Raw genomic sequence first — 19,830 nt, 5'->3', positions numbered from 1 at the left:
GTTGCCAAGGACGGTGACGTTTAAAAACAACAAGGAGGTGTGAGATGGCTTTCATTCGTGTTTTTTTCTGTAGTGGCGCCCTCGTTTTAGGGATGCCATTGTCCACTCAAGCGACAGAATGCGCTGATTTCGATATTAGTGCTGACCTTCACTTGTCGCCGGTGACTGAGCAAACCCTGACACTCCCATCGTCAGCAGACACCGATGTCTCATTACAGCTTCACGATGGCCTGTTAAAACCGCAATTGGATTTACTTTTGCGCGAGCAATTTGGCGTGCAAGCGATTGAGTGGCGAGCGTCGACGCATCACTTGTGGCCAACTGTCTATCTGCTGCGTGGCACATCCTGGCGACAACTATTGCAGCAAATGCTCGAACCCTATCAACTGCGGGTTACTCTGCACGCAAACCATACCGCTGTGATCGATTATCAGCAGTCACAGCGTGCTGCGCTATGAGATATACACTCGCTTTATTCAGTGGTCTGCTGGTTGGGTGCGCTGTTCCGCAGGTCGGTGATAGCAACGAACGCGTCAATGAGCGTCGGCATCAGGCCATGCTCGCGCAACTGGAACAGTTACAACAAAGTGGGGATTCGACATCGGTAGAGACGAGTCGAATCACCGAGTCTGAGCAGTTTTATGTGCCACCCCTAGCGGCAGTTCGTGATGACCAACCGAGCTGGTTTAGCCAGCCGCAGTCCAGCAATTTTCATGATGTGCCAGCGCAAGTCGCCCTAGCCGAAGTCATGACACCTGTTGCGCTTTCCTATCAATTCCTTACACCACGTTTGGCGGATGCCTTGGTGTCGACGCCAACGACGCGGACTGTCGGTGCATTTATTCAAGCGCTCGAACGCGCGACCGGTTGGCACATAGAGATCGATGATGATGGTATTGCGATCAGTGAGTTTCGGGTTGCTGAATTTGATGTTGCCTTTCTCACGGGGGATACCAATTTCTTCCTTGGCAATAAGGGACAGCAAGGCGGCGCATCACAACGTACCCTCAACTCACAAGCGCAATCGTTGAATTCGACCAATGAACAATTTCTCAATTTCAGTAGCTCTGCACTGTCGGTCTGGACCGACTTAGACCGTGCATTGCGACTGCTGCTGTCCGAAGCTGGGCAGTTATCGATCAATCAAAGCTCGACATCGGTGCTGGTCCGAGATTATCCACATCATGTCGCTTCGATCGAACGTTACTTGGAGCAGCAAAATGAGCGACTCACCCGACAAGTCGCTATTGAGGTCCAAATTTTGGATGTGACCTTCACGGATGAAGAGCAATTCTCGGTGGACTGGCAAGCGCTATTGCAAACCGCGGGTGGGGAGGGCGTGTTGGGACTTACTTCTGCGGCAATCAGCGGTATTGGTGGTGCAGACGGTGCGCAATTGTCGTGGCAACAACAACAGGGGCGCGCAGCAGGCTCGAAGGTGTTTCTGGAGGCCCTGGAACAGCAGGGTTTGGTGCGTATGAATAACCACCCACGGGTGGTGTCATTGAACAATCAGATCGCCAAAATCTTACTTGAAGACAATGCCACTTATCTAGCTGCAGCAGGCTCCACCGCAACCGCAAATGTGGGGACTACCGAGTTACTTGAACCCGGCGTGGTGACCACTGGCTTTGAGCTCTATGTATTGCCGAGTATCGGTGACGATGAAGTGATTCTGCAATTGTCGACTGAATTGTCCGATTTGGAGCGCATTGATGAGGTTCGTTCCGGGCAGCAGTTGATTCAAACACCCCATACCAAGCGCAAAAAGTTCTTTATGAAAGCGCTGATTCGTAATGGCCAGACGTTATTGCTGAGTGGGCTGCGAAATGAACGAGAGCAGTGGCTTGAACAAAAGAGTTGGCTGAGTGCATTACTCGGTGGCGGTCACGCGCAGCAGCAACGACATTCAGAAACTTTGGTGTTGCTGACGCCACGCATTGTTGAGCGAGCGAACCCATGACTCCAGCTGCGAGAGAATCCAGAGCCAATTGTTGGCGTCAATGTTGTGCCTCGCGACGTGAAGTCGTAACCATGTTACGAAGCGCTCAACAATGGGAATTTACACACTATTCGGTGGTTCGCAGTGGCGCTTACTATTGGCTTAGTTGCAGTCGAGTGGGTGCACATCAACGACTCTATGATTACGCCCATGAATTGCGCTTACACTACCCCCAATGTGCTCATGTCATTGCCATTACTGAACATTCCCACCAGATTCATGTGGTCATTTGGTATCAGCATCAACTCGTCGTGAGTATTTCCCTAAGTCAGCAGCAAACGGAGTTAGGTTGGATTCGCGAACGGTTGCGTGAATGGACCGACGAGTGGGAGTTCAGTGACGCACATGTGTTACTGGATGTGCCCTCAGCTCCGTCGCTCAGTGATTTTGTCAGAGACTTTGCGTGTTCTGCTCAGTGGTTGAATAAACCTTCAGGAAAATTGGCAGTAACCAGCGCATTGATGCGTCCGTTCAGTGAGCCATTGCCTTGGCAACGGCGAAGAAGACTCGGGTTGAGTTTAGTGGTTGTTATCGGTCTTGCCGCTGGGACGTCGTGGTGGTTCTGGCCGGAACCTCAAATCAGTGCACCGCGCATTCAGTCCCAGCTGTTTGAGGTTGAGGGGATTCCGCTCGCTGACCTTTCGCAACTGCTGAATTATCAGGATCAAGCGAATCTGATCGCAGGTTGGCAATTTCAAGAGGCGACCCTAGCCGCTGGAACTTGGACGATAGTGATGCGGCAAACCTATGGATCGCTGTCCGAGCTGGAACAGCAAACACAACTGGTGGTTAGCGGCGATGGTACCAATACTCGCTTAGGAACACGGTTCGAGCACTTAGCGATGATGACGCCACAACAACTCGTTAGTGATCAACAGCAAGCCAGTCAAGCCCTTGAAGCCCTCCTGAATGAGTGGGCTGAACACATTCAATGGCACCGAGTGAGTGCGCCAGCAGCGGATACCCTGCAATGGCATGAATATAAACTGGAATGGTTACCCAGTGCGGCAGGTTTAGATCGGACGTTTGGACAAGCGTTGCAGACATTGCCAGGCCGATTACTCGAGTATCGTTGGTTCGAAGCGCGACAGGAGCTGACGATGAGATTGCGTTTTTATTGGCTACCGAGACATCTGCAGGAGGCGGAATGATGAGCATCACCTGGCGAGTTTACGTATATCTAATTCTAGTTGGCACTGGATGTCTCTGCCATACAACAGCGCATGCACAGCAAGTTGAAACGGGAACCGATCTTCTGAAGCAACTGCGAACGCAGGAGTTACAAGAGCGTTCTGCCGCTTCTCGGGCGAAACAACTCCACTATGAACTACAAGTCGCACAGGCAGAGTCTGCGATACGTCAGTTACAACAACCCTCCTCGTCAGCAGAGCAAACAACTGCTGTAGAACCAGAAACGACTCAGGTCGCATTGATTGGCTGGACCGAACGTCATGGGAAGTTACGCTATCTCTTGCGCGTCAATGAACGCGTGGTCCGTGTTTGGGATGGTATTGCTAATAGTTCGGGGCTGCTCGCCAAGCGCGATGACAATCGTGTCAATGTCTCTATCGGCACAGCGACCTATCAGTTGGAGTTGCCTCATGAAAGCAACTGACAAGGGTGGCTTTGCGGCGCATCAAGTGAATGTGAAACTGCTTGATTATTGTTTGGCGTTAGCAGAGCAAGAACGACCAGCCTTTGCATTGTGTACTCAGGAGGGGTGGTTAATCAGCACTAACTCGGCTTGGGGTAGCCAGCCACAAACCTTAGTTAATTTGATGTGCTTGATGGAGCTTCAAGAAGCCGGATTTCGACACCGTTCGGTCGAAACGGAGCATGTGATCCGAAACTTGCTACATGATGCGGATGACCTCAGAAAGCTTAAGCAGCAATCAGAATCTGCGGTCATCTTAGATCAGACACGTGCGCAGCAAGCACTTGAAGACCTCGTGGTCCAGGCCATCCAGTTACGGGCTTCCGATATCCATTTAGTTTTTCAGCCTAGCGTGGCCACTCTAGCGTTTCGTGTACACGGGCGATTGGTCAGCCGAGTGGAGCGTGGTCGAGAAGTGCTAGCGGCCGCAATTGCTGCGGCGTTGAACACACGTTCAGATGATTTTCATGAACTCTTTGACGAGCAGCGTCTATCAAGTGCCAGCATCAGTTTAACCGTGGTACACGATGACCAACCCAAGCAGCTGCGACTGCGTGTGCAGAAGTCCCCCACACGCTCTGGGTTTGCGGTCACGATGCGCTTGCAATACGAACAGCAAACGATGTTGAGTCTGACTGAACTTGGCATGCCTGTTGATATGGTCGACAGCCTGACTGCGATGATTCGAAGTGGGCACGGTTTGATACTCATTGCTGGGCCAACTGGGCAAGGGAAGTCGACGACTTTGGCGGCAATGAATTTAGTGATTCCTGCAGCTCATAAAGTCATTTCATTAGAGGACCCGATTGAGATTATTCAACCGCGGATCGAACAAAAGCCGGTGCTCGCTGATCATCCAGATTTAAATTTTGCCAACATGGTTAAGGTAGCACTCCGAGAGGACCCAGATGTTATCTCGATTAGTGAAATCCGTGATAGTGCAACAGCTAAAGCTGCTTATACCGCGGCTTTGACCGGTCACTTAGTGTCAGCGACGGTGCATGCACACGATTGTCTTGGGGTCATACAACGACTTCTGGATTTGGGATTGTCCGGTGCGATGCTCGCGCAACCGGGTGTCTTGCAAGGGATTTTAGCTCAGCGTTTGGAGCCCATTCCGTGCAATTCCTGCAGAGTGACTGAAGCTGCAGAAAAATCGGACATCACTTGCACACGTTGCCTTGGTTCAGGAGTAACGGGCAGGCGTTGGCGCGGGGAGTTATTGAGTCTGGATGACTTTCTTCGCGCCGCTATTCGTAATGAAAATTTAGCAGAATGCCAACGGATTCTAGTGACTCGAGGATGGCCATCGCTCGCCTCAACCAAACCGCTCTTAGCATCGCATCAACGGTCCGCTGAGGAGACATCATGCGTTTAACTCGCGAGCGGCAACTTGCGTTTCTAGAAGATTTTGCGGTTGGACTGAGCGATGGCTTGAGTCCGCTCCAGATTGTTAGGGAAATCGCTGAAAATGCGGCACAGCAGCGTCTTCGGCAGGAACGACAAGTAGCGAGTGAATTTCTCGCTGCGCTGAATCAAGGGCAACCCTTGGTTATTGCTATGCAGTCTCACTTCGATTCCGATCTGTGCATGTTGGTTGCAGTCGGTGAGCGCAGCGGGGTGCTTGAAAACTTGATCACACAGTTGAAACGATTTGAGCTGCAGCGAAGAACGGCACAGCAAGCTTTTTGGAAACCGCTGGCTTATCCGGCTGTGATGGTTGTTGTCGCGATGATCGCGGTGAAGTTCATCGGCCAGCATGTGGTCATTAAGTTGGCGAGTTCGGTGCCGGATGTGCAATGGCCACTGTTAAGTCTGTGGTTGGTTGAATTGAGCGAAGGTGGCTGGTTAATTCTGCTGACGGTGATACTCATTGCATTGATGGTGTTTGCTTGGGGGTTGCCATCACGGATTTCACTTCGGAACACTATGACTCAGCCTCTGGTACGCGTCGGCGCGTTTGCGATTCAACGCTACTTTCAGGCGGTGCTGCTATTGCAAACCGTGAGTGTGTTAATGCGCGCTGGAGGTAATTTGGACCGAGCTTTGCGGGCGATGCAGTCTGTACCGAAGCACCCGCTATGCGAGGCAGTGACATTGATGCGGCAACGGCTTGCGGCTGGAGAGCGACGGTTAGGCAACTTGTTCGATGTGCAGCTGTTGTCACCACGGATGTTATTTCGACTCAGTAATGGTGGTCGTCATAACGAACTGTCGACATTGCAGCGGGTGGCGGATTACGCGACTCATGATGCCATCCAGGCGTTGACGCGATTGCGGATGTTGATGCTGAGTTGCTGTTACGGATTGATTTTTGTGTTGTTGGTTCTCGTGGTGGGTGGCATGGGAGCCATGTTAATGGTGACTACCCAACAATCGCTGTCATGAAAGTATCGAAAAGTCAGACAGATAAACAACAAGGAGTGTTTGATGAACAAGCAAAAGGGATTTACGTTTATAGAGGTTTTAACGGTGCTATCCATTATTGCGTTAGCAACCATAGGTTCATTGGTTGCGCGGGATTGGGCCGTAGGTAATTCGCGAATTAATGAAGCAAAAAGTCAGATTGTGACCATTCAACTTGGCACTCAGATCTGGCGACCTAGTAGTGGTTTGTATACAGGGATTACTTTGGAGTCCATGTCAGGTATCGCCGCCGTCCCAGAAAATTGGCTCGATGGCGTCGGCCTCAATCCGTGGGGCGGAAATATTACGGTGACGGCGGACAGTTCCGATCCATCTCGCTATGTGATTGCAATGACTGGCATCGGACAAGAGGCCGAAGGAGCCCGTGTCGCAAGGGATTTTGATGAACATGCACTGAGTGCTGTGTATGACTCGGGAACCCTCACATTGCGCTTTCAAGGTTAAATCATGAAAAGCTCAGCGCGGCAATTTGGCTTTCTTATCGCAGAGTTGCTCATTGCTGTTGCGGTGCTGAGCTTGTTTGCAACCACAATGCTATTAGCGTTGCAGTGGCATTATCATTTTGTCGAGCAGCGGCCAATGAACCAAGCGCAAGGCAGTCCAGTTGTTGTTGCGTGGCAACAACGATTAGTGCGGCAAAGCCGGGCGATGGAAATCTTGCAGGGTGCCGATGATGAAAATTAGAGGTGGCTATATTCTATTTGAATTGATTATTGCGTTGGCGTTGATTGGCTCAGCATTGTTGCTGTTCGGCCAATTGCTATCTCGAGCGCCAACCGATCAAGGCGGGCAAGCCAAATGGATAGCGGATACCGAAGTATTGATGGAAGCGACTCGCCAATACTGGCATCACACAGGCGCAGCTCCTGCTTCAGTCGAACAGTTACAGGACAACGGCTACCTCGCTACGATTCAATCGCCTTGGGGACGTACATGGTCCTTCAACTCAACCAATAACGTCAGTGGCCGTCTGCTTACTTTACAAATTCAGGCACCATCAGTTAGTGAAGCGCAATGGTTAAAGACTCAACTGGCGCCGTCTGTGGTGCAACATCACACGGTTAGCCTGATGATTTGGCAGCCGATTTCAGACATTCATGCAGCGCGCTATTTACACCGTGTTCCGAGAGTGGATGCTCCGGTACTCAATCAACTTGAAACGGATCTCGATTTTGCAGCACACGATATCCGTCACGTTGGCATCATAGAGGCGACTGATGTCACTGTCGACCAGTTGCAAGCCGACAGTTTGGTAGTGCGTAACCTCACTGGTACTTGGCTCACCGCTGATCACATTAGTACGCAGACATTTAATACCCTAGATGGCAGCTATTACACCCTGCGAAATCAATTACAACAATTACAGCAACTGTGGGATCAGTGTGTGGCGAGCGGCGGTTGTCGTTGATGCTCATCAACTCCATGCAACTGGGCCGACAGACTGGCATGGTGATGGTAGAGAGCTTGTTAGCGTTGCCCCTGATAGTCCTATTTGCCTGTTTATGGGTGCAAATAGTTTGGCTATTTTGGGCTGGGCAAACGTTAGCTGTGGGTTCGAGTTATGCGTTAAGGGCTGGCATTTTGCATCAAGGTGAGCGCCAGGCGATTGAGCGCACTCTCGCTGCTGCGATGGCAACCATTGATCCAACAGCATTGGCTAATGTGGAATTTGATGAGAACAAATCACTGAAACCTGCAGATTTTCAGAAGGCACATTTAGTCGCTGCGGCTCAACAGCAGTTGCATGCGAAAGTGGCTGGACGAATTGAGATTCGACACGCAACGCCGGCACAGTTCAAACAATTTGGTGAGCAACGTCAAATTCATGGTGAATGGCGCTGGGTCATTCCGAACGATCATTTGAACGCTCGCGCGCAGATCATCGAGCAAGCTGAACAGCAAGACTGGCTTGCCGCTCAACAACTTGAAATTGAAGTGTGGTGGTGTTTTCCGTTACAAGTGCCGCTGGCGGCGCAAGTTCTCGCGGTTTGGTCAGAATGGCAGTTCAGTGCGGCTCAGCAATTTTGTCGTACTCGAACCGCGATTACGGATACGCCTTATTGGGTACTGACCCATCGTATCCGAGGACCGATGCTGAGCGACTTGGTTGGACCGCCGGTGGGCGATTTATTCTGAGGTCGGCGCAGGTGCATGCCAAGTATCACAGGCTTGCAGCGTGTTTTGCAACAAGGTTGCCACAGTCATAGGCCCAACGCCGCCAGGAACGGGCGTGATGTATGAGGCGCGGCTGGCTGCGGGTTCAAATTCAATGTCACCGACGAGCGTACCATCAGCAAGCCGATTAATACCGACATCAATGACGACTGCACCGGGTTTAACCCACGTGCCGGGGATAAAGTTTGGCTTACCGACGGCTACCACGAGTACGTCAGCGCGCTCAATGTGTGCTTGCAAGTCCGTTGTGAATCGATGACAAATAGTAGTCGTTGCACCAGCAAGCAGTAACTCCAATGCCATGGGCCGGCCGACAATATTGGACGCACCGACCACCACAGCGTTTTTGCCATGTAAATCAAGCTGAATAGAATCGAGCAGCGTGATCACCCCACGTGGTGTGCACGGACGCAGAGCTGGATTGCGTTGGGCAAGACGGCCCATATTGAATGGATGAAAGCCATCGACATCTTTGAAAGGGTGAATGCGCTCGAGTAGTGCCTGTGCATCGAGTCCTTGGGGGAGCGGTAATTGCACCAAGATACCATCAACTTCCGGATCCGCATTCAGTTGGTCGATCAGCTGTTCAAGTTCGGCTTGCGTACTTGTGGCAGGCAAATCAAATGCTTTGGACACGAAACCAACTTCGTCACAAGCTCGACGCTTACTGCCCACGTAGACTTGGGAAGCCGGATCAGACCCGACCAGAACCACCGCCAGACCTGGCGCGCGCAGTCCCGCTTGTCGACGAGCTGCAACACGTTCTCTGACTTGAGTGCGAACTTGTGCGGCTACAGCTTTGCCATCGATGCGTTGAGCGGTCATAAACGTACTTTCCTTTTAAGGTGCAAATAAATAGGCTAACGGGCTAGTGAACCGTTCTCGATGGCTGCATATTTTCGCACGTTTTTGCGAGTTGGTGTAGTCGTAATCCATGCTACCTTCGCGTCGCGATTTTCGACATGTTCACCTTATTGATTTAAAAAGCAGCAGTTGGCCGTTATCGACAAAAAAATGTTTGACGCTGTGGGGCGAGACAGGTAATATTCGCCCCCGTTGTCAGGCCGCGTCCTGCACGGGTTTATCGGAATTGTCGGCGAGTAGCGCAGCTTGGTAGCGCACTTGTTTTGGGTACAAGGGGTCGCTGGTTCGAATCCAGTCTCGCCGACCATTTTCGAGCGTAGCTATGCGCCCGTAGCTCAGTTGGATAGAGCAACGGCCTTCTAAGCCGTGGGTCGCAGGTTCGAATCCTGCCGGGTGCGCCATGTTTGCCCTGGCATTATCAGGTTCTGTTGAGCAGTGTCTGATAGCAATAACTTCACCACGAAGTTGTGGTGGCTGTAGCTCAGTTGGTAGAGCCCCGGATTGTGATTCCGGTGGTCGTGGGTTCGAGCCCCATCAGCCACCCCATTTTTCTCGAGTAATTTCCCACATATTGATTGTCGGCGAGTAGCGCAGCTTGGTAGCGCACTTGTTTTGGGTACAAGGGGTCGCTGGTTCGAATCCAGTCTCGCCGACCATTTCTTCAGCAGTTGTTGATCTTTTTAACAAACTAACCGATAGTTATTTACACATCTGTAAATCGCCGGAGTTTGTTATGCGTACGTTGACCCTCAAACCTATATTGCTTGCTAGTTTCTTTAGTCTGGCTGCGAGTCCTGTGGCGTTGGCTCAAGAAACTGTGAATCCAGGTCAAATAACAGCACCAACAGGGCAGTTCCAGCCAAGCAATTGGGGCTCTCAATATTTAAAAATTAAGACATCGCCTGAACTCCTTGAAGAGGACGAGATCCCAACCTTTGAAGTGGTCGAGTCCGACTGCACGTCAGCAACCTGTAGTGAAGATATGCAAGAGTTGGTGGAATTTGCCCTCAATGGCAGTAGCGACGCACAAGTCATCGCTGCCGTTGCCTATGCAACGGGTGATGGTCTACCAACCAACCCGGACCGAGCTCGACAATTCTTGAAGCGCGCTCTACAACAGAAAGACTCACGAGCTTGGTATATTTACTCTCAGTGGTTGCGCCAAGGCGCTGGCGGCTTTGAAGAAGATCGAGTTGAAGCCGAGTACGCATTGCAGCGCGCAGCGCGTCGAGGTTCGCCGCAAGCATTGTACGAACTTGCCGTTCGTGAGCTCAATTTTGATGGTGGCGATAATAGCAAAGCGGTTGAGATGCTAGAGCGAGCCGCACAGCGTCATGATTTACCGGCCAAATATTTGCTGGCGCAATTAAAAGCTGGTGGGGTAGGTACCGCAGAAGATTTGGTTGGCGCTGCGAAGCTATTTGCTGAACTCAAACGTTGGAACTATCGCGAGAGCAGTCTGCGCTATGACGCAGTCATGGCTGACCTTGAGACCAATCAAAATACCGAAGCCATGATCGAAGTCGATCTGTATGCGAAATCTGGTTACGAAAATGATGTTGAGGTCATTGAGGTTTCTGGAGCCCGAATCACCACAGAGGAATACGTGAGCGAATTGGTTGATGTGTTAAGTGGTGTGAATCTTTACGACGGTAGCTCGACAGGCACAAACATTCGTGGGCAAGTCTGTGGTCAAGGCGTCTCAAAATGTAACGTGATCTATACCGCTGGTGACCGTGGGAATGCTGGCACGACAGCGCTAGGAGCCCTGTTAGGAAAAGCATCTCCTTCGCTGTAATAATTCCTTTTAATCAAGTGTTAATGAAAAAGTCGGCTGAGAAGTCGACTTTTTGTTATAAAATGATTTAAAACTTGATTTAGTTTATAAAATTGTCAATAGTTTTTATGAATCCAACAAAAAGAGCGATTGATGATGAAAACTCAAACCTTTCTAACTTGCGGCACTTCTCTGTTGCTAGCACTGGTTATTAGCTTCAGCACCAACGTATTTGCTCAAGAAGTGCTGAACACAAATGAATGGGCTGAGACTGAATGTAGTTCGGCGCAATGTAGCGAGGATATGAAACGTCTCGTTAAGTTTTCTCTCAATGGCAGTCCGGATGCGCAAGTGATTGTTGCTTTGGCATATGCCAATGGTGAGGGTATTGAACAAAACCTTGACCTTGCGCGGCAGCATCTCAAGCGAGCATTGCGTAATAATGACCCGCGGGCTTGGTATATCTATTCCAATTGGTTGAAAAAGGGCATTAGTGTTGAGGTCGACTTAGTAGAAGCAGAATACGCCTTTCAACGAGCATTGCGTCAAGATCATCCGTCTGCGCTGTACGAACAAGCAGTACGCAAACTCAACCTTGAGGGCGGCGAAAACCAAGAGGTTGTTGATTGGCTAGAACGAGCAGCAAAGCAAAATCACCAACCTTCGCAGTATCTGTTAGCACAACTCCTTGCATCAGGAGTTGGTGTTCCTGCTGATGTGGATCGTGCAGTGATCTTGTTTAATAGATTAAGTCGATTCAACTATAAAGAGAGCCGTGAACGCTTGGCTGCGTTAGTTGAATCGGAAGCAATTCAAGAACAGACATTAACTGCGCTGCAATCTGAATCCAGTCCATACGAGAACGTTGAGCGCATTAGTGTGTCTGGAACTCGTATAACGATGGAGAGTTATATTAGTGAGTTAGCTTCAACACTGGACGATATGCGCGTTTACGATGGGGTTTCGACTGGGTCTAATATTCGCGGACAAGTGTGTGGTCAAGGCACAGCGCAATGCAGCGTGGTTTATTCAGCGAATAGTAATAGTCCAGCTGCCACAGCACTCGGTGCGCTAACCGGTGCAGCGGGCTTTTGAGATTGATAAACGACGCATCAATTAGCAATAAAATATTTACAATGTAATTCAGGGGTCGGTATACTTCGGCTAATTTATGAGCGTATCCCTATAACTATAAAGCGTGTAAATATCAGTGTCGATGCCGTGTAAACAGGACTCCGTGGGTAGTCAAACCACGCCGAAAAATCAAATCAGACCGAGCGATTCGAATGAATCGTTCGGTCTTTTGATTTCTGAAATCAGTGCCCAACTGATCAACTGTCCGTTCGAGAAAACTGAACAACATATTTCGCAAGCTTTGGCGGCTTTGGGGCATGGTGACCGCAAAGATCGTTGTTATGTGTTCCTCTTCAATGACGATTACAGCACGATGTCGAATACGCACGAATGGGTGAATTCCGACATCAGTGCACACATCGACGAATTGCAAGATGTCCCGCGTGATGCCATGCCGTGGTTTTTTGACCAGATGTTGCAGCAAGGCCAAGTGGTCGTGAGCACGCTATCGGATCTGCCGCCTGCTGCTGTTGGCTTTCAAGAAGAACTAGCGCGTGAACACATTCGTTCGATGATGGCTGTCGGAATGTTTTTGGAAGGGCAATTGCTTGGTTTCGTTGGCTGTGACCTGGTCAATCGACAAGTGCATTGGACTGACATTGATGTGCGGCAAATGCGGTTAGTGGCGGACTTAATTGCCAATACCATTGCTCGCCAACGCTCTGAGACCAAACTGCGTAAAACCGAAGCCGAGTTACGGCTCGCTAATCAACGCTTGGCGCAGCTAGCGCGCGAGGATGGTTTGACTGGCTTAGTGAATCGGCGCGGGTTGGATGAATCTCTCCAGCACGAATTGCAGCGGGCACGGCGCAATGCGCAGCGCTTGACGGTTTTTATGATTGATGTCGATCACTTTAAGTCGTTTAACGATGTCAGTGGCCATGTTGCCGGCGATCAAGCGTTGAAGGCTGTCGCGAAGGTGTTTCGTCAAGTTTTTAAGCGTAGCGGCGAAGTGGTTGCGCGCTACGGTGGTGACGAGTTTTTTGTGGTGTCGCCGCAGTGTGTGCCGAGCGAAGCTCAGGAGCGCGCGAAGAAAATCTTAGAATGTGTTCGTACCCTCAAAGATGCCGGCGAAATTGAACGTCCGGTGACGGTAAGTATCGGTATTGCCAGTTTAATTCCTAGCACGGAAGACGATGTCGATAGCTTATTACGAATTGTTGACCAAGCTGTCTATCAAGCCAAACATCATGGACGCGATTGTTCCGCGCTCATCACGGTGTAATTTATACTCGACTCCCCCCAGTCGCTTCGTTATAATGCTGCGTCATTTTGAAGGGCCCCCGAATGGTAGTGGGCTCAGGCCACAAGTGAAGCCGAGGTAACAAAGCAATGCAGGTTTCTGTAGAGACAACCCAAGGATTAGAGCGCCGTGCGACTATCGTAGTGCCGGCCGAAGCAATTGAGAAAGAAGTCACGCGTTTGCTCAAAGAAGAGTATCGCAACCGTCGTATCAATGGCTTCCGCAAAGGCAAAGTGCCACCAAACGTGTTACAGAAGCTGTTTGGCAAAGAAGCGCATGCACGTGCCGCATCGAACATGATGTACACCAAGTACTACGAAGCGGTCATGCAAGAAAAATTGAACCCAGTCGGTAACCCTGCGATCGAACCAAAAGTAAATGAAGCAGGTAAAGACCTGGAGTTCGTTGCGACTTTCGAAGTATACCCAGAGGTGAAAGTTGGTGCGTTAGAAAAAATCACCATCGAGAAGCCGACTGTTGAAGTGACTGAGAAAGACGTCGACAACATGCTTGAAACTTTGCGTCAGCAACACGCTGGCTGGAAAGAAGTAAAGAAGAAATCGAAGAAGAAAGACCGTATCACGATTGATTTCGTCGGCTCTATTGATGGTGAAGAATTCGACGGCGGCAAAGCCTCTGACTTCGCACTCGAACTCGGTGAAAATCGCATGATCCCAGGTTTTGAAGACCAAATCGTGGGCATGAAAACTGGTGAAGAGAAAACTATCGAAGTCACGTTCCCTGAAGATTACCACGCTGAAAACCTGAAAGGGAAAGCTGCGTCGTTTGTAATCACAGCGAAGAAAGTTGAAGAGCGTGAGCTACCAGAAATCAATGACGAATTCGTCGCGCTATTTGGCGTGAAAGAAGGCGGTATTGAGGCTTTGAAAGCTGAAGTTCGCAAGAATATGGAACGTGAGTTGAAAACGACTGTTCGTAGCAAAGTCAAAGAGCAAGTGCTCAAGGGCTTAGTTGAAGCGAATGAAGTAGATACTCCGAAAGCAATGGTAGACCAAGAAATTGACAACTTGCGTCGTCAAGCTATGCAGCGTTTTGGCGGTCAACAAGCGAACTTACCTGAATTGCCTGCAAACTTGTTTGAAGAACAAGCTAAAGAGCGCGTGAAGGTTGGTTTGTTACTTGGCGAAGTGATTCGTAGTAACGAGATGAAAGTTGATTCTGCGAAGGTCGATGAGATTATCGAAACCAACGCTTCTGCCTACGAAGACCCAGCGGAAGTGGTTGCTTACTACAAAGGCAACGAAGAATTGATGCAACAAGTTCGCAATGTTGCCTTGGAAGACCAGGCGATTGAATTTGTTTTGAGCCAAGCGAAAGTGAAGGCGAAGAAAGCAACATTTGACGAATTGATGAATCCTAAGCAAAAGTAAGTTTACGAGAACCGTCGAAGAACATTGACGGGCTCTAGATCAACTTGGTTTAATGGCTCGTATATCTTATACGAGCCATTTTTTATTTCAGGAGTTGTAATTATGTCAGAGTTGACGTCTGCACCAATGGCCGCTTTGGTCCCTATGGTGGTCGAACAAACTTCAAAGGGAGAGCGTTCGTACGACATCTACTCGCGCTTGCTCAAAGAGCGTGTCATTTTTTGTTGTGGCCAAGTGGAAGAGCATATGGCCAATTTGATTGTGGCTCAGTTATTATTCCTTGAGTCTGACAATCCCGATAAAGATATCTATTTGTATATCAACTCGCCTGGTGGCGTAGTCACCGCAGGTATGGCGATTTATGATACGATGAAGTTCATTAAGCCAGATGTAAGCACGGTCTGTATGGGGCAAGCGGCTAGTATGGGCGCGTTCCTGTTGGCGGGTGGCCAGAAAGGTAAACGCTATTGTTTGCCGAATTCGCGGGTGATGATTCATCAACCGCTCGGCGGCTTCCAAGGTCAAGCATCTGACTTTGAAATTCATGCGCGACAAATTTTAGATATCAAAGAAAAGCTGAACCGTATGCTTGCCGAAAATACCGGCAAAGATTATGAGCAAGTAGCGAAGGATACTGACCGTGATTATTTCATGGGTGCACAAGAGGCGGTCGATTACGGCGTAGTTGATGGCATTCTGACTAAGCGAGAAGGAAACTAAATCGAATGACGGACACAACCAAAGGCGATGGCGATAAGCCATTATTCTGTACCTTTTGTGGCAAGAGTCAGCATGAAGTTCGTAAACTGATTGCTGGGCCGTCCGTATTTATTTGTGATGAGTGTGTCGAGCTGTGTAACGATATTTTGCATGAAGAAATTCAGAATATTGCGCCACAAGCCCCAAGTGACCAATTACCGGTGCCTAAGGAAATTCGGGAACACTTAGACGAATATGTGATCGGTCAAGATTTGGCGAAAAAGGTACTGGCGGTCGCCGTGTACAACCATTACAAGCGGCTCCACAATAACAGTAGTAAAGGTAAAGAGAATGTCGAGTTAGGCAAGAGTAACATTTTGCTGATTGGTCCAACCGGCTCTGGTAAAACATACCTAGCAGAAACGCTTGCGCGTTTTCTCGATGTGCCGTTCACCATGGCAGATGCGACCACATTGACTGAAGCAGGCTATGTGGGTGAAGACGTTGAAAATATCATCCAAAAGCTGCTGCAGAAGTGTGACTATGACGTCGAAAAGGCACAACGCGGCATTGTCTACATTGATGAAATTGACAAGATTTCACGTAAGTCAGACAACCCTTCAATTACTCGTGACGTATCGGGTGAAGGGGTGCAACAGGCACTACTGAAACTGATTGAAGGCACGGTAGCTGCAGTACCACCACAAGGTGGTCGTAAGCATCCGCAGCAAGAGTTTGTGCAGGTCGACACCTCGAAAATCTTGTTTATTTGCGGTGGTGCTTTCGCTGGGCTCGATAAAGTTATCGAACAGCGTATCAGCGTTGGCACTGGCATTGGCTTCGGTGCACAAGTGAAAAGCAAGAAATCCGATGGAGAAGGCGCAACCTTAGCGAAAGTCGAACCTGAAGATTTGGTGAAGTACGGTTTGATTCCAGAATTTATCGGTCGTTTGCCGGTACTTGCGACACTGACCGAGCTGGATGAAGACGCGTTAGTGCAAATTCTACGAGAGCCCAAAAACGCATTAACCAAGCAGTACAATGCGTTGTTTGAAATGGAAGACGTGGAATTGGAGTTCCGAGAAGATGCCTTGCGCGCTATTGCTCGCAAAGCCATGCAACGGAAAACCGGTGCACGTGGACTTCGCTCTATCGTGGAAGCGGTATTGTTGGATACTATGTACGAATTACCTTCGCTGAAAAATATTAGCAAGGTAGTGATCGATGAATCCGTCATTAAGGGTGAGTCTGATCCAATCCTGATTTATCAAAATCAAGGTAAAGATAAGCAAGCCGCAGGTGAATAACACCTTCAGTTAGCACAAAAATCATGCAAAAAGGGCCAATAAGGCCCTTTTTTTGTGCAAAACATTGAACTTTAACTGGAGGACCACATATTAAAGAGTAAGATAAGAAAGCATACACAGAGTTACCACCTGGAGAAGTTTATGAGCGAAGAGCGGGTTGAACGCCTGAGTATTCCCGTATTGCCATTGCGAGACGTTGTCGTCTATCCGCATATGGTTATTCCGTTATTTGTTGGTCGTGAGAAATCGATTCGCTGCTTAGAGGCAGCCATGGATGCGGACAAGCAAATATTTTTAGCTGCCCAGAAAGACGCCACTGTGGATGAACCAGAAGCGGACGACATCCACACCATCGGCACCATTGCGACTATTTTACAGCTGTTGAAATTGCCTGATGGCACGGTGAAAGTGTTGGTGGAGGGTGTGCAGCGCGCAGCCATTGATAACTTCGAGCCGTCTCCCGATTACTTCCAAGCACTGGTCCATTATCTCGATTCCGAGCGCATGGACGAGAAAGAAGAAGAGGTGATGATTCGCTCGGCAATCAACCAGTTTGAAGGCTATGTCAAACTGAACAAAAAAATTCCACCAGAAGTGCTCACCTCACTATCTGGGATTGAAGCTGCAGATCGCCTCGCCGATACCATGGCAGCACACATGCCATTGAAGCTGAATGACAAGCAACGAGTGCTGGAAATTACCGATGTACGTGAGCGTCTTGAGTTCTTGATGGCGTTGATGGAAGGCGAGATTGATCTGTTGCAAGTTGAGAAGCGCATTCGTACACGCGTCAAGAAGCAGATGGAGAAAAGTCAGCGCGAGTACTATTTGAATGAGCAAATGAAAGCCATTCAAAAAGAACTGGGCGAAATGGAAGACGGTCCTGACGAATTTGAAGCGCTGCAACAGAAGATTGAAGACGCCAAAATGCCAGAAGAAGCCGAGATGAAAACTCGTGCGGAACTGCAGAAGTTAAAAATGATGTCGCCGATGTCGGCTGAGGCAACAGTGGTTCGCGGTTATATCGACTGGATGGTGTCGGTGCCGTGGAAAAAGCGCTCGCGTATTAAGAAAGATTTGGCCGGCGCAGAAAAAATCCTCGATGCGGATCATTACGGTCTCGAGAAAGTCAAAGAACGCATCCTCGAGTATCTTGCTGTGCAGCAGCGGACTAGCAAAGTTCGTGGCGCTATTCTGTGCCTAGTGGGGCCTCCCGGTGTCGGTAAAACCTCATTGGGTCAATCGATAGCGAAGGCGACGGGCCGCAAGTATATCCGGATGGCACTCGGTGGCGTTCGTGATGAAGCTGAGATTCGTGGTCACCGTCGTACTTATATAGGTTCGATGCCAGGTAAATTGATTCAGAAAATGGCGAAGGTTGGGGTTCGTAATCCGCTCTTCTTACTCGATGAAATCGATAAGATGGCGTCCGATATGCGTGGCGATCCAGCGTCAGCACTGCTCGAAGTATTAGACCCAGAGCAGAACATCAACTTTAACGACCATTATCTGGAAGTGGATTACGACTTGTCAGATGTCATGTTTGTCGCGACCTCCAACAGTATGAATATTCCGGCACCGTTGCTGGATAGGATGGAAGTGATTCGGTTGTCAGGTTATACCGAGGACGAGAAGTTAAATATCGCGAAGCGCCACTTGCTGCCCAAGCAGATCGAACGCAATGGTTTGAAGGCCAAAGAAATCAATGTAAAGGATGACGCGATTACTGGAATTATTCGGTATTACACGCGCGAAGCTGGGGTACGTAACCTTGAACGTGAAATTTCTCGTCTCTGTCGCAAGGCAGTGAAGAAGATCGTTCTTGATAAGCGTGTGAAGCATGTGGAAATCAACGGTGACAATCTGAGTGATTTCCTTGGCGTGCAACGCTTTGATTTCGGTAAGGCTGAGGACAACAACCAAGTTGGACAAGTGACCGGATTGGCCTGGACTGAAGTGGGGGGTGACTTACTCACCATTGAGGCAACCAACGTTGCGGGTAAAGGCAAAATCACCTCAACGGGCTCGTTGGGCGATGTCATGCAAGAGTCGATTCAAACGGCGTTAACGGTCGTGCGGAGTCGCGCCGATAAGCTGGGTATTCCGGACGATTTCCATGAGAAACGTGACATCCACGTGCATGTTCCTGAGGGAGCTACACCGAAGGATGGTCCGAGTGCAGGTATCGCTATGGTGACCTCTTTGGTGTCCTCGTTGACGCAGATACCGGTTCGTGCAGATGTCGCCATGACCGGTGAAATCACCTTGCGTGGTGAAGTGCTGGCTATCGGCGGACTGAAAGAGAAGCTGCTGGCGGCCCACCGCGGTGGTATTAAGCATGTGCTAATTCCGAAAGATAACGAGCGTGATCTCAAGGAAATTAGTGACAATGTGAAGGGTGATTTGAAGATTCAGCCAGTACAATGGATAGACGAAGTGCTGAAAGTTGCACTCGAACGGACCCCAGAAGCGGTCGTAAAAGCACCTTAAAACGATAAAATGCGGGCTGCGAGGCCGTAATCAGCCTACAGACCGCATTCTTTCGTCAAAAAAATTGTGAAAAAGGGTTCTCAATAGAAATTCTTGTGGTAGCCTAAGGCAAGAGTGATTGGTCAGAACAACATTGGAATTCGTCTGCCACCACACTTGTGTGACTGGTTTGAGTTAAGTAGTCTACTTACCTGTTGCCAACGCTTGAACGGTTTGTTCAAGCTTGTTATAACCTTCGCTGGGCCATTCATATGCAAATGGAACCATGCAAAATCTGATAATAACAATCTAAGGGGATGATACTGTGAACAAGTCTCAGTTAGTTGACAAAATTGCAGAGGGAGCAGAGATTTCTAAAGCTGCTGCTGGACGTGCTTTAGACTCTTTCATCGAAGCAGTAACAGACGCTTTGAAAAAGGGTGAGCAAGTAGCTCTAGTTGGTTTCGGTACTTTCAGCGTTCGTGAGCGTGCTGCTCGCACTGGTCGTAACCCACAAACCGGTCAGACTATTCAAATCGCAGCTGCAAAAGTACCTTCTTTCAAAGCCGGTAAAGCACTGAAAGACTCAGTAAACTAATACCTGCGGAGCGGTAGTTCAGCTGGTTAGAATACCGGCCTGTCACGCCGGGGGTCGCGGGTTCGAGTCCCGTCCGCTCCGCCAGCGAAT

The 19,830-nt window shown here is 49.5% G+C and carries 19 protein-coding genes and 5 tRNA genes; 23 read left to right on the top strand and 1 reads right to left on the bottom strand.

The genetic code is table 11. The features are described 5' to 3' along the window. Positions 1–44 precede the first annotated feature (44 nt). The 10 genes from ACN0S4_RS02310 (at position 45) to ACN0S4_RS02265 (ending at position 8,219) form a co-directional block, all read left to right on the top strand. On the top strand, positions 45–458 hold the full coding sequence (locus ACN0S4_RS02310; RefSeq protein ID WP_417656109.1) for a hypothetical protein: 414 nt from the start codon (positions 45–47) through the stop codon (positions 456–458). Then, positions 455–1,963 carry a hypothetical protein gene (locus ACN0S4_RS02305; protein WP_417656108.1) on the top strand — a complete coding sequence of 503 codons (1,509 nt, stop codon included), beginning with the start codon at positions 455–457 and terminating at the stop codon, positions 1,961–1,963. Before ACN0S4_RS02310 ends, ACN0S4_RS02305 begins: the two co-directional genes overlap by 4 nt. Before the next feature lie 71 nt (positions 1,964–2,034). After that, positions 2,035–3,153, top strand: a complete 1,119-nt coding sequence (locus ACN0S4_RS02300) for a hypothetical protein (RefSeq protein ID WP_417656107.1) — start codon at positions 2,035–2,037, stop codon at positions 3,151–3,153. Further along, positions 3,150–3,617, top strand: a complete 468-nt coding sequence (locus ACN0S4_RS02295; RefSeq protein ID WP_417656106.1) for a hypothetical protein — start codon at positions 3,150–3,152, stop codon at positions 3,615–3,617. Before ACN0S4_RS02300 ends, ACN0S4_RS02295 begins: the two co-directional genes overlap by 4 nt. Then, positions 3,604–5,034 carry a GspE/PulE family protein gene (locus ACN0S4_RS02290; RefSeq protein WP_417656105.1) on the top strand — a complete coding sequence of 477 codons (1,431 nt, stop codon included), beginning with the start codon at positions 3,604–3,606 and terminating at the stop codon, positions 5,032–5,034. Before ACN0S4_RS02295 ends, ACN0S4_RS02290 begins: the two co-directional genes overlap by 14 nt. Further along, the gene (locus tag ACN0S4_RS02285; protein ID WP_417656104.1) at positions 5,025–6,044 is read left to right on the top strand and encodes a type II secretion system F family protein; all 1,020 of its coding nucleotides are present in this window, start codon (positions 5,025–5,027) and stop codon (positions 6,042–6,044) included. The genes ACN0S4_RS02290 and ACN0S4_RS02285 overlap by 10 nt, the downstream gene beginning before the upstream one ends. A gap of 42 nt (positions 6,045–6,086) precedes the next feature. Further along, complete coding sequence (locus ACN0S4_RS02280; RefSeq protein WP_417656103.1) at positions 6,087–6,527, top strand: type II secretion system protein; 441 nt, start codon at positions 6,087–6,089, stop codon at positions 6,525–6,527. A gap of 3 nt (positions 6,528–6,530) precedes the next feature. Continuing rightward, positions 6,531–6,767, top strand: coding sequence for a hypothetical protein (locus tag ACN0S4_RS02275; RefSeq protein ID WP_417656102.1), 237 nt, complete (start codon positions 6,531–6,533; stop codon positions 6,765–6,767). Then, positions 6,754–7,491 (top strand): hypothetical protein, encoded by a 738-nt coding sequence (locus ACN0S4_RS02270; protein WP_417656101.1) that lies wholly within the window; start codon positions 6,754–6,756, stop codon positions 7,489–7,491. Before ACN0S4_RS02275 ends, ACN0S4_RS02270 begins: the two co-directional genes overlap by 14 nt. After that, positions 7,491–8,219 carry a hypothetical protein gene (locus tag ACN0S4_RS02265; protein ID WP_417656100.1) on the top strand — a complete coding sequence of 243 codons (729 nt, stop codon included), beginning with the start codon at positions 7,491–7,493 and terminating at the stop codon, positions 8,217–8,219. Before ACN0S4_RS02270 ends, ACN0S4_RS02265 begins: the two co-directional genes overlap by 1 nt. Here the strand turns inward: ACN0S4_RS02265 and folD are convergent. Next, entirely contained in the window at positions 8,211–9,083 is an 873-nt protein-coding gene (folD, locus tag ACN0S4_RS02260; RefSeq protein ID WP_417656099.1) for a bifunctional methylenetetrahydrofolate dehydrogenase/methenyltetrahydrofolate cyclohydrolase FolD, read from the bottom strand. The genes ACN0S4_RS02265 and folD overlap by 9 nt on opposite strands. Before the next feature lie 269 nt (positions 9,084–9,352). Between folD and ACN0S4_RS02255 the strand changes: the two genes are divergently transcribed. From ACN0S4_RS02255 to ACN0S4_RS02195, 13 genes are all read left to right on the top strand, one after another. Beyond that, a tRNA-Pro gene (locus ACN0S4_RS02255) sits at positions 9,353–9,429 on the top strand. 17 nt (positions 9,430–9,446) lie between these two features. Continuing rightward, positions 9,447–9,523, top strand: a tRNA-Arg gene (locus tag ACN0S4_RS02250). A 69-nt stretch (positions 9,524–9,592) separates the two neighbouring features. Continuing rightward, positions 9,593–9,668 (top strand) — tRNA-His (locus ACN0S4_RS02245). A gap of 33 nt (positions 9,669–9,701) precedes the next feature. Then, a tRNA-Pro gene (locus ACN0S4_RS02240) sits at positions 9,702–9,778 on the top strand. Between the two features lie 77 nt (positions 9,779–9,855). Next, positions 9,856–10,920, top strand: coding sequence for a tetratricopeptide repeat protein (locus tag ACN0S4_RS02235; protein WP_417656098.1), 1,065 nt, complete (start codon positions 9,856–9,858; stop codon positions 10,918–10,920). Positions 10,921–11,052: 132 nt separating this feature from the next. Then, positions 11,053–11,994, top strand: a complete 942-nt coding sequence (locus ACN0S4_RS02230) for a tetratricopeptide repeat protein (RefSeq protein ID WP_417656097.1) — start codon at positions 11,053–11,055, stop codon at positions 11,992–11,994. A 142-nt stretch (positions 11,995–12,136) separates the two neighbouring features. Next, complete coding sequence (locus tag ACN0S4_RS02225) at positions 12,137–13,258, top strand: diguanylate cyclase domain-containing protein (RefSeq protein WP_417656096.1); 1,122 nt, start codon at positions 12,137–12,139, stop codon at positions 13,256–13,258. A 107-nt stretch (positions 13,259–13,365) separates the two neighbouring features. Beyond that, entirely contained in the window at positions 13,366–14,667 is a 1,302-nt protein-coding gene (gene tig, locus ACN0S4_RS02220) for a trigger factor (protein ID WP_417656095.1), read from the top strand. 102 nt (positions 14,668–14,769) lie between these two features. Further along, positions 14,770–15,387, top strand: coding sequence for an ATP-dependent Clp endopeptidase proteolytic subunit ClpP (clpP, locus tag ACN0S4_RS02215; protein WP_169930185.1), 618 nt, complete (start codon positions 14,770–14,772; stop codon positions 15,385–15,387). A 5-nt stretch (positions 15,388–15,392) separates the two neighbouring features. Then, the gene (clpX, locus tag ACN0S4_RS02210; RefSeq protein WP_417656094.1) at positions 15,393–16,673 is read left to right on the top strand and encodes an ATP-dependent protease ATP-binding subunit ClpX; all 1,281 of its coding nucleotides are present in this window, start codon (positions 15,393–15,395) and stop codon (positions 16,671–16,673) included. Between the two features lie 141 nt (positions 16,674–16,814). Next, positions 16,815–19,163, top strand: a complete 2,349-nt coding sequence (gene lon, locus ACN0S4_RS02205; protein WP_417656093.1) for an endopeptidase La — start codon at positions 16,815–16,817, stop codon at positions 19,161–19,163. Between the two features lie 304 nt (positions 19,164–19,467). After that, positions 19,468–19,740, top strand: coding sequence for a nucleoid-associated protein HU-beta (hupB, locus tag ACN0S4_RS02200; protein ID WP_169930182.1), 273 nt, complete (start codon positions 19,468–19,470; stop codon positions 19,738–19,740). 7 nt (positions 19,741–19,747) lie between these two features. Then, a tRNA-Asp gene (locus ACN0S4_RS02195) sits at positions 19,748–19,824 on the top strand. Positions 19,825–19,830: the final 6 nt, after the last annotated feature.

It is taken from the genome of Pseudidiomarina aestuarii (assembly GCF_048263735.1).
GTDB lineage: Bacteria > Pseudomonadota > Gammaproteobacteria > Enterobacterales > Alteromonadaceae > Pseudidiomarina > Pseudidiomarina aestuarii_B.
The sequence above is the reverse complement of the archived record's forward strand: the minus strand, read 5'-3'. Positions and strand labels throughout refer to the sequence as shown.

Excerpts from the sequence above, each read along its gene's own strand:
- ACN0S4_RS02310 (WP_417656109.1), top strand. The coding sequence starts at position 45 with ATGGCTTTCATTCGTGTTTTTTTCTGTAGTGGCGCCCTCGTTTTAGGG.
- ACN0S4_RS02305 (WP_417656108.1), top strand. The coding sequence starts at position 455 with ATGAGATATACACTCGCTTTATTCAGTGGTCTGCTGGTTGGGTGCGCT.
- ACN0S4_RS02300 (WP_417656107.1), top strand. The coding sequence starts at position 2,035 with ATGTTACGAAGCGCTCAACAATGGGAATTTACACACTATTCGGTGGTT.
- ACN0S4_RS02295 (WP_417656106.1), top strand. The coding sequence starts at position 3,150 with ATGATGAGCATCACCTGGCGAGTTTACGTATATCTAATTCTAGTTGGC.
- ACN0S4_RS02290 (WP_417656105.1), top strand. The coding sequence starts at position 3,604 with ATGAAAGCAACTGACAAGGGTGGCTTTGCGGCGCATCAAGTGAATGTG.
- ACN0S4_RS02285 (WP_417656104.1), top strand. The coding sequence starts at position 5,025 with ATGCGTTTAACTCGCGAGCGGCAACTTGCGTTTCTAGAAGATTTTGCG.
- ACN0S4_RS02280 (WP_417656103.1), top strand. The coding sequence starts at position 6,087 with ATGAACAAGCAAAAGGGATTTACGTTTATAGAGGTTTTAACGGTGCTA.
- ACN0S4_RS02275 (WP_417656102.1), top strand. The coding sequence starts at position 6,531 with ATGAAAAGCTCAGCGCGGCAATTTGGCTTTCTTATCGCAGAGTTGCTC.
- ACN0S4_RS02270 (WP_417656101.1), top strand. The coding sequence starts at position 6,754 with ATGATGAAAATTAGAGGTGGCTATATTCTATTTGAATTGATTATTGCG.
- ACN0S4_RS02265 (WP_417656100.1), top strand. The coding sequence starts at position 7,491 with ATGCTCATCAACTCCATGCAACTGGGCCGACAGACTGGCATGGTGATG.
- folD (WP_417656099.1), bottom strand. The coding sequence starts at position 9,083 with ATGACCGCTCAACGCATCGATGGCAAAGCTGTAGCCGCACAAGTTCGC.
- ACN0S4_RS02235 (WP_417656098.1), top strand. The coding sequence starts at position 9,856 with ATGCGTACGTTGACCCTCAAACCTATATTGCTTGCTAGTTTCTTTAGT.
- ACN0S4_RS02230 (WP_417656097.1), top strand. The coding sequence starts at position 11,053 with ATGATGAAAACTCAAACCTTTCTAACTTGCGGCACTTCTCTGTTGCTA.
- tig (WP_417656095.1), top strand. The coding sequence starts at position 13,366 with ATGCAGGTTTCTGTAGAGACAACCCAAGGATTAGAGCGCCGTGCGACT.
- clpP (WP_169930185.1), top strand. The coding sequence starts at position 14,770 with ATGTCAGAGTTGACGTCTGCACCAATGGCCGCTTTGGTCCCTATGGTG.
- clpX (WP_417656094.1), top strand. The coding sequence starts at position 15,393 with ATGACGGACACAACCAAAGGCGATGGCGATAAGCCATTATTCTGTACC.
- lon (WP_417656093.1), top strand. The coding sequence starts at position 16,815 with ATGAGCGAAGAGCGGGTTGAACGCCTGAGTATTCCCGTATTGCCATTG.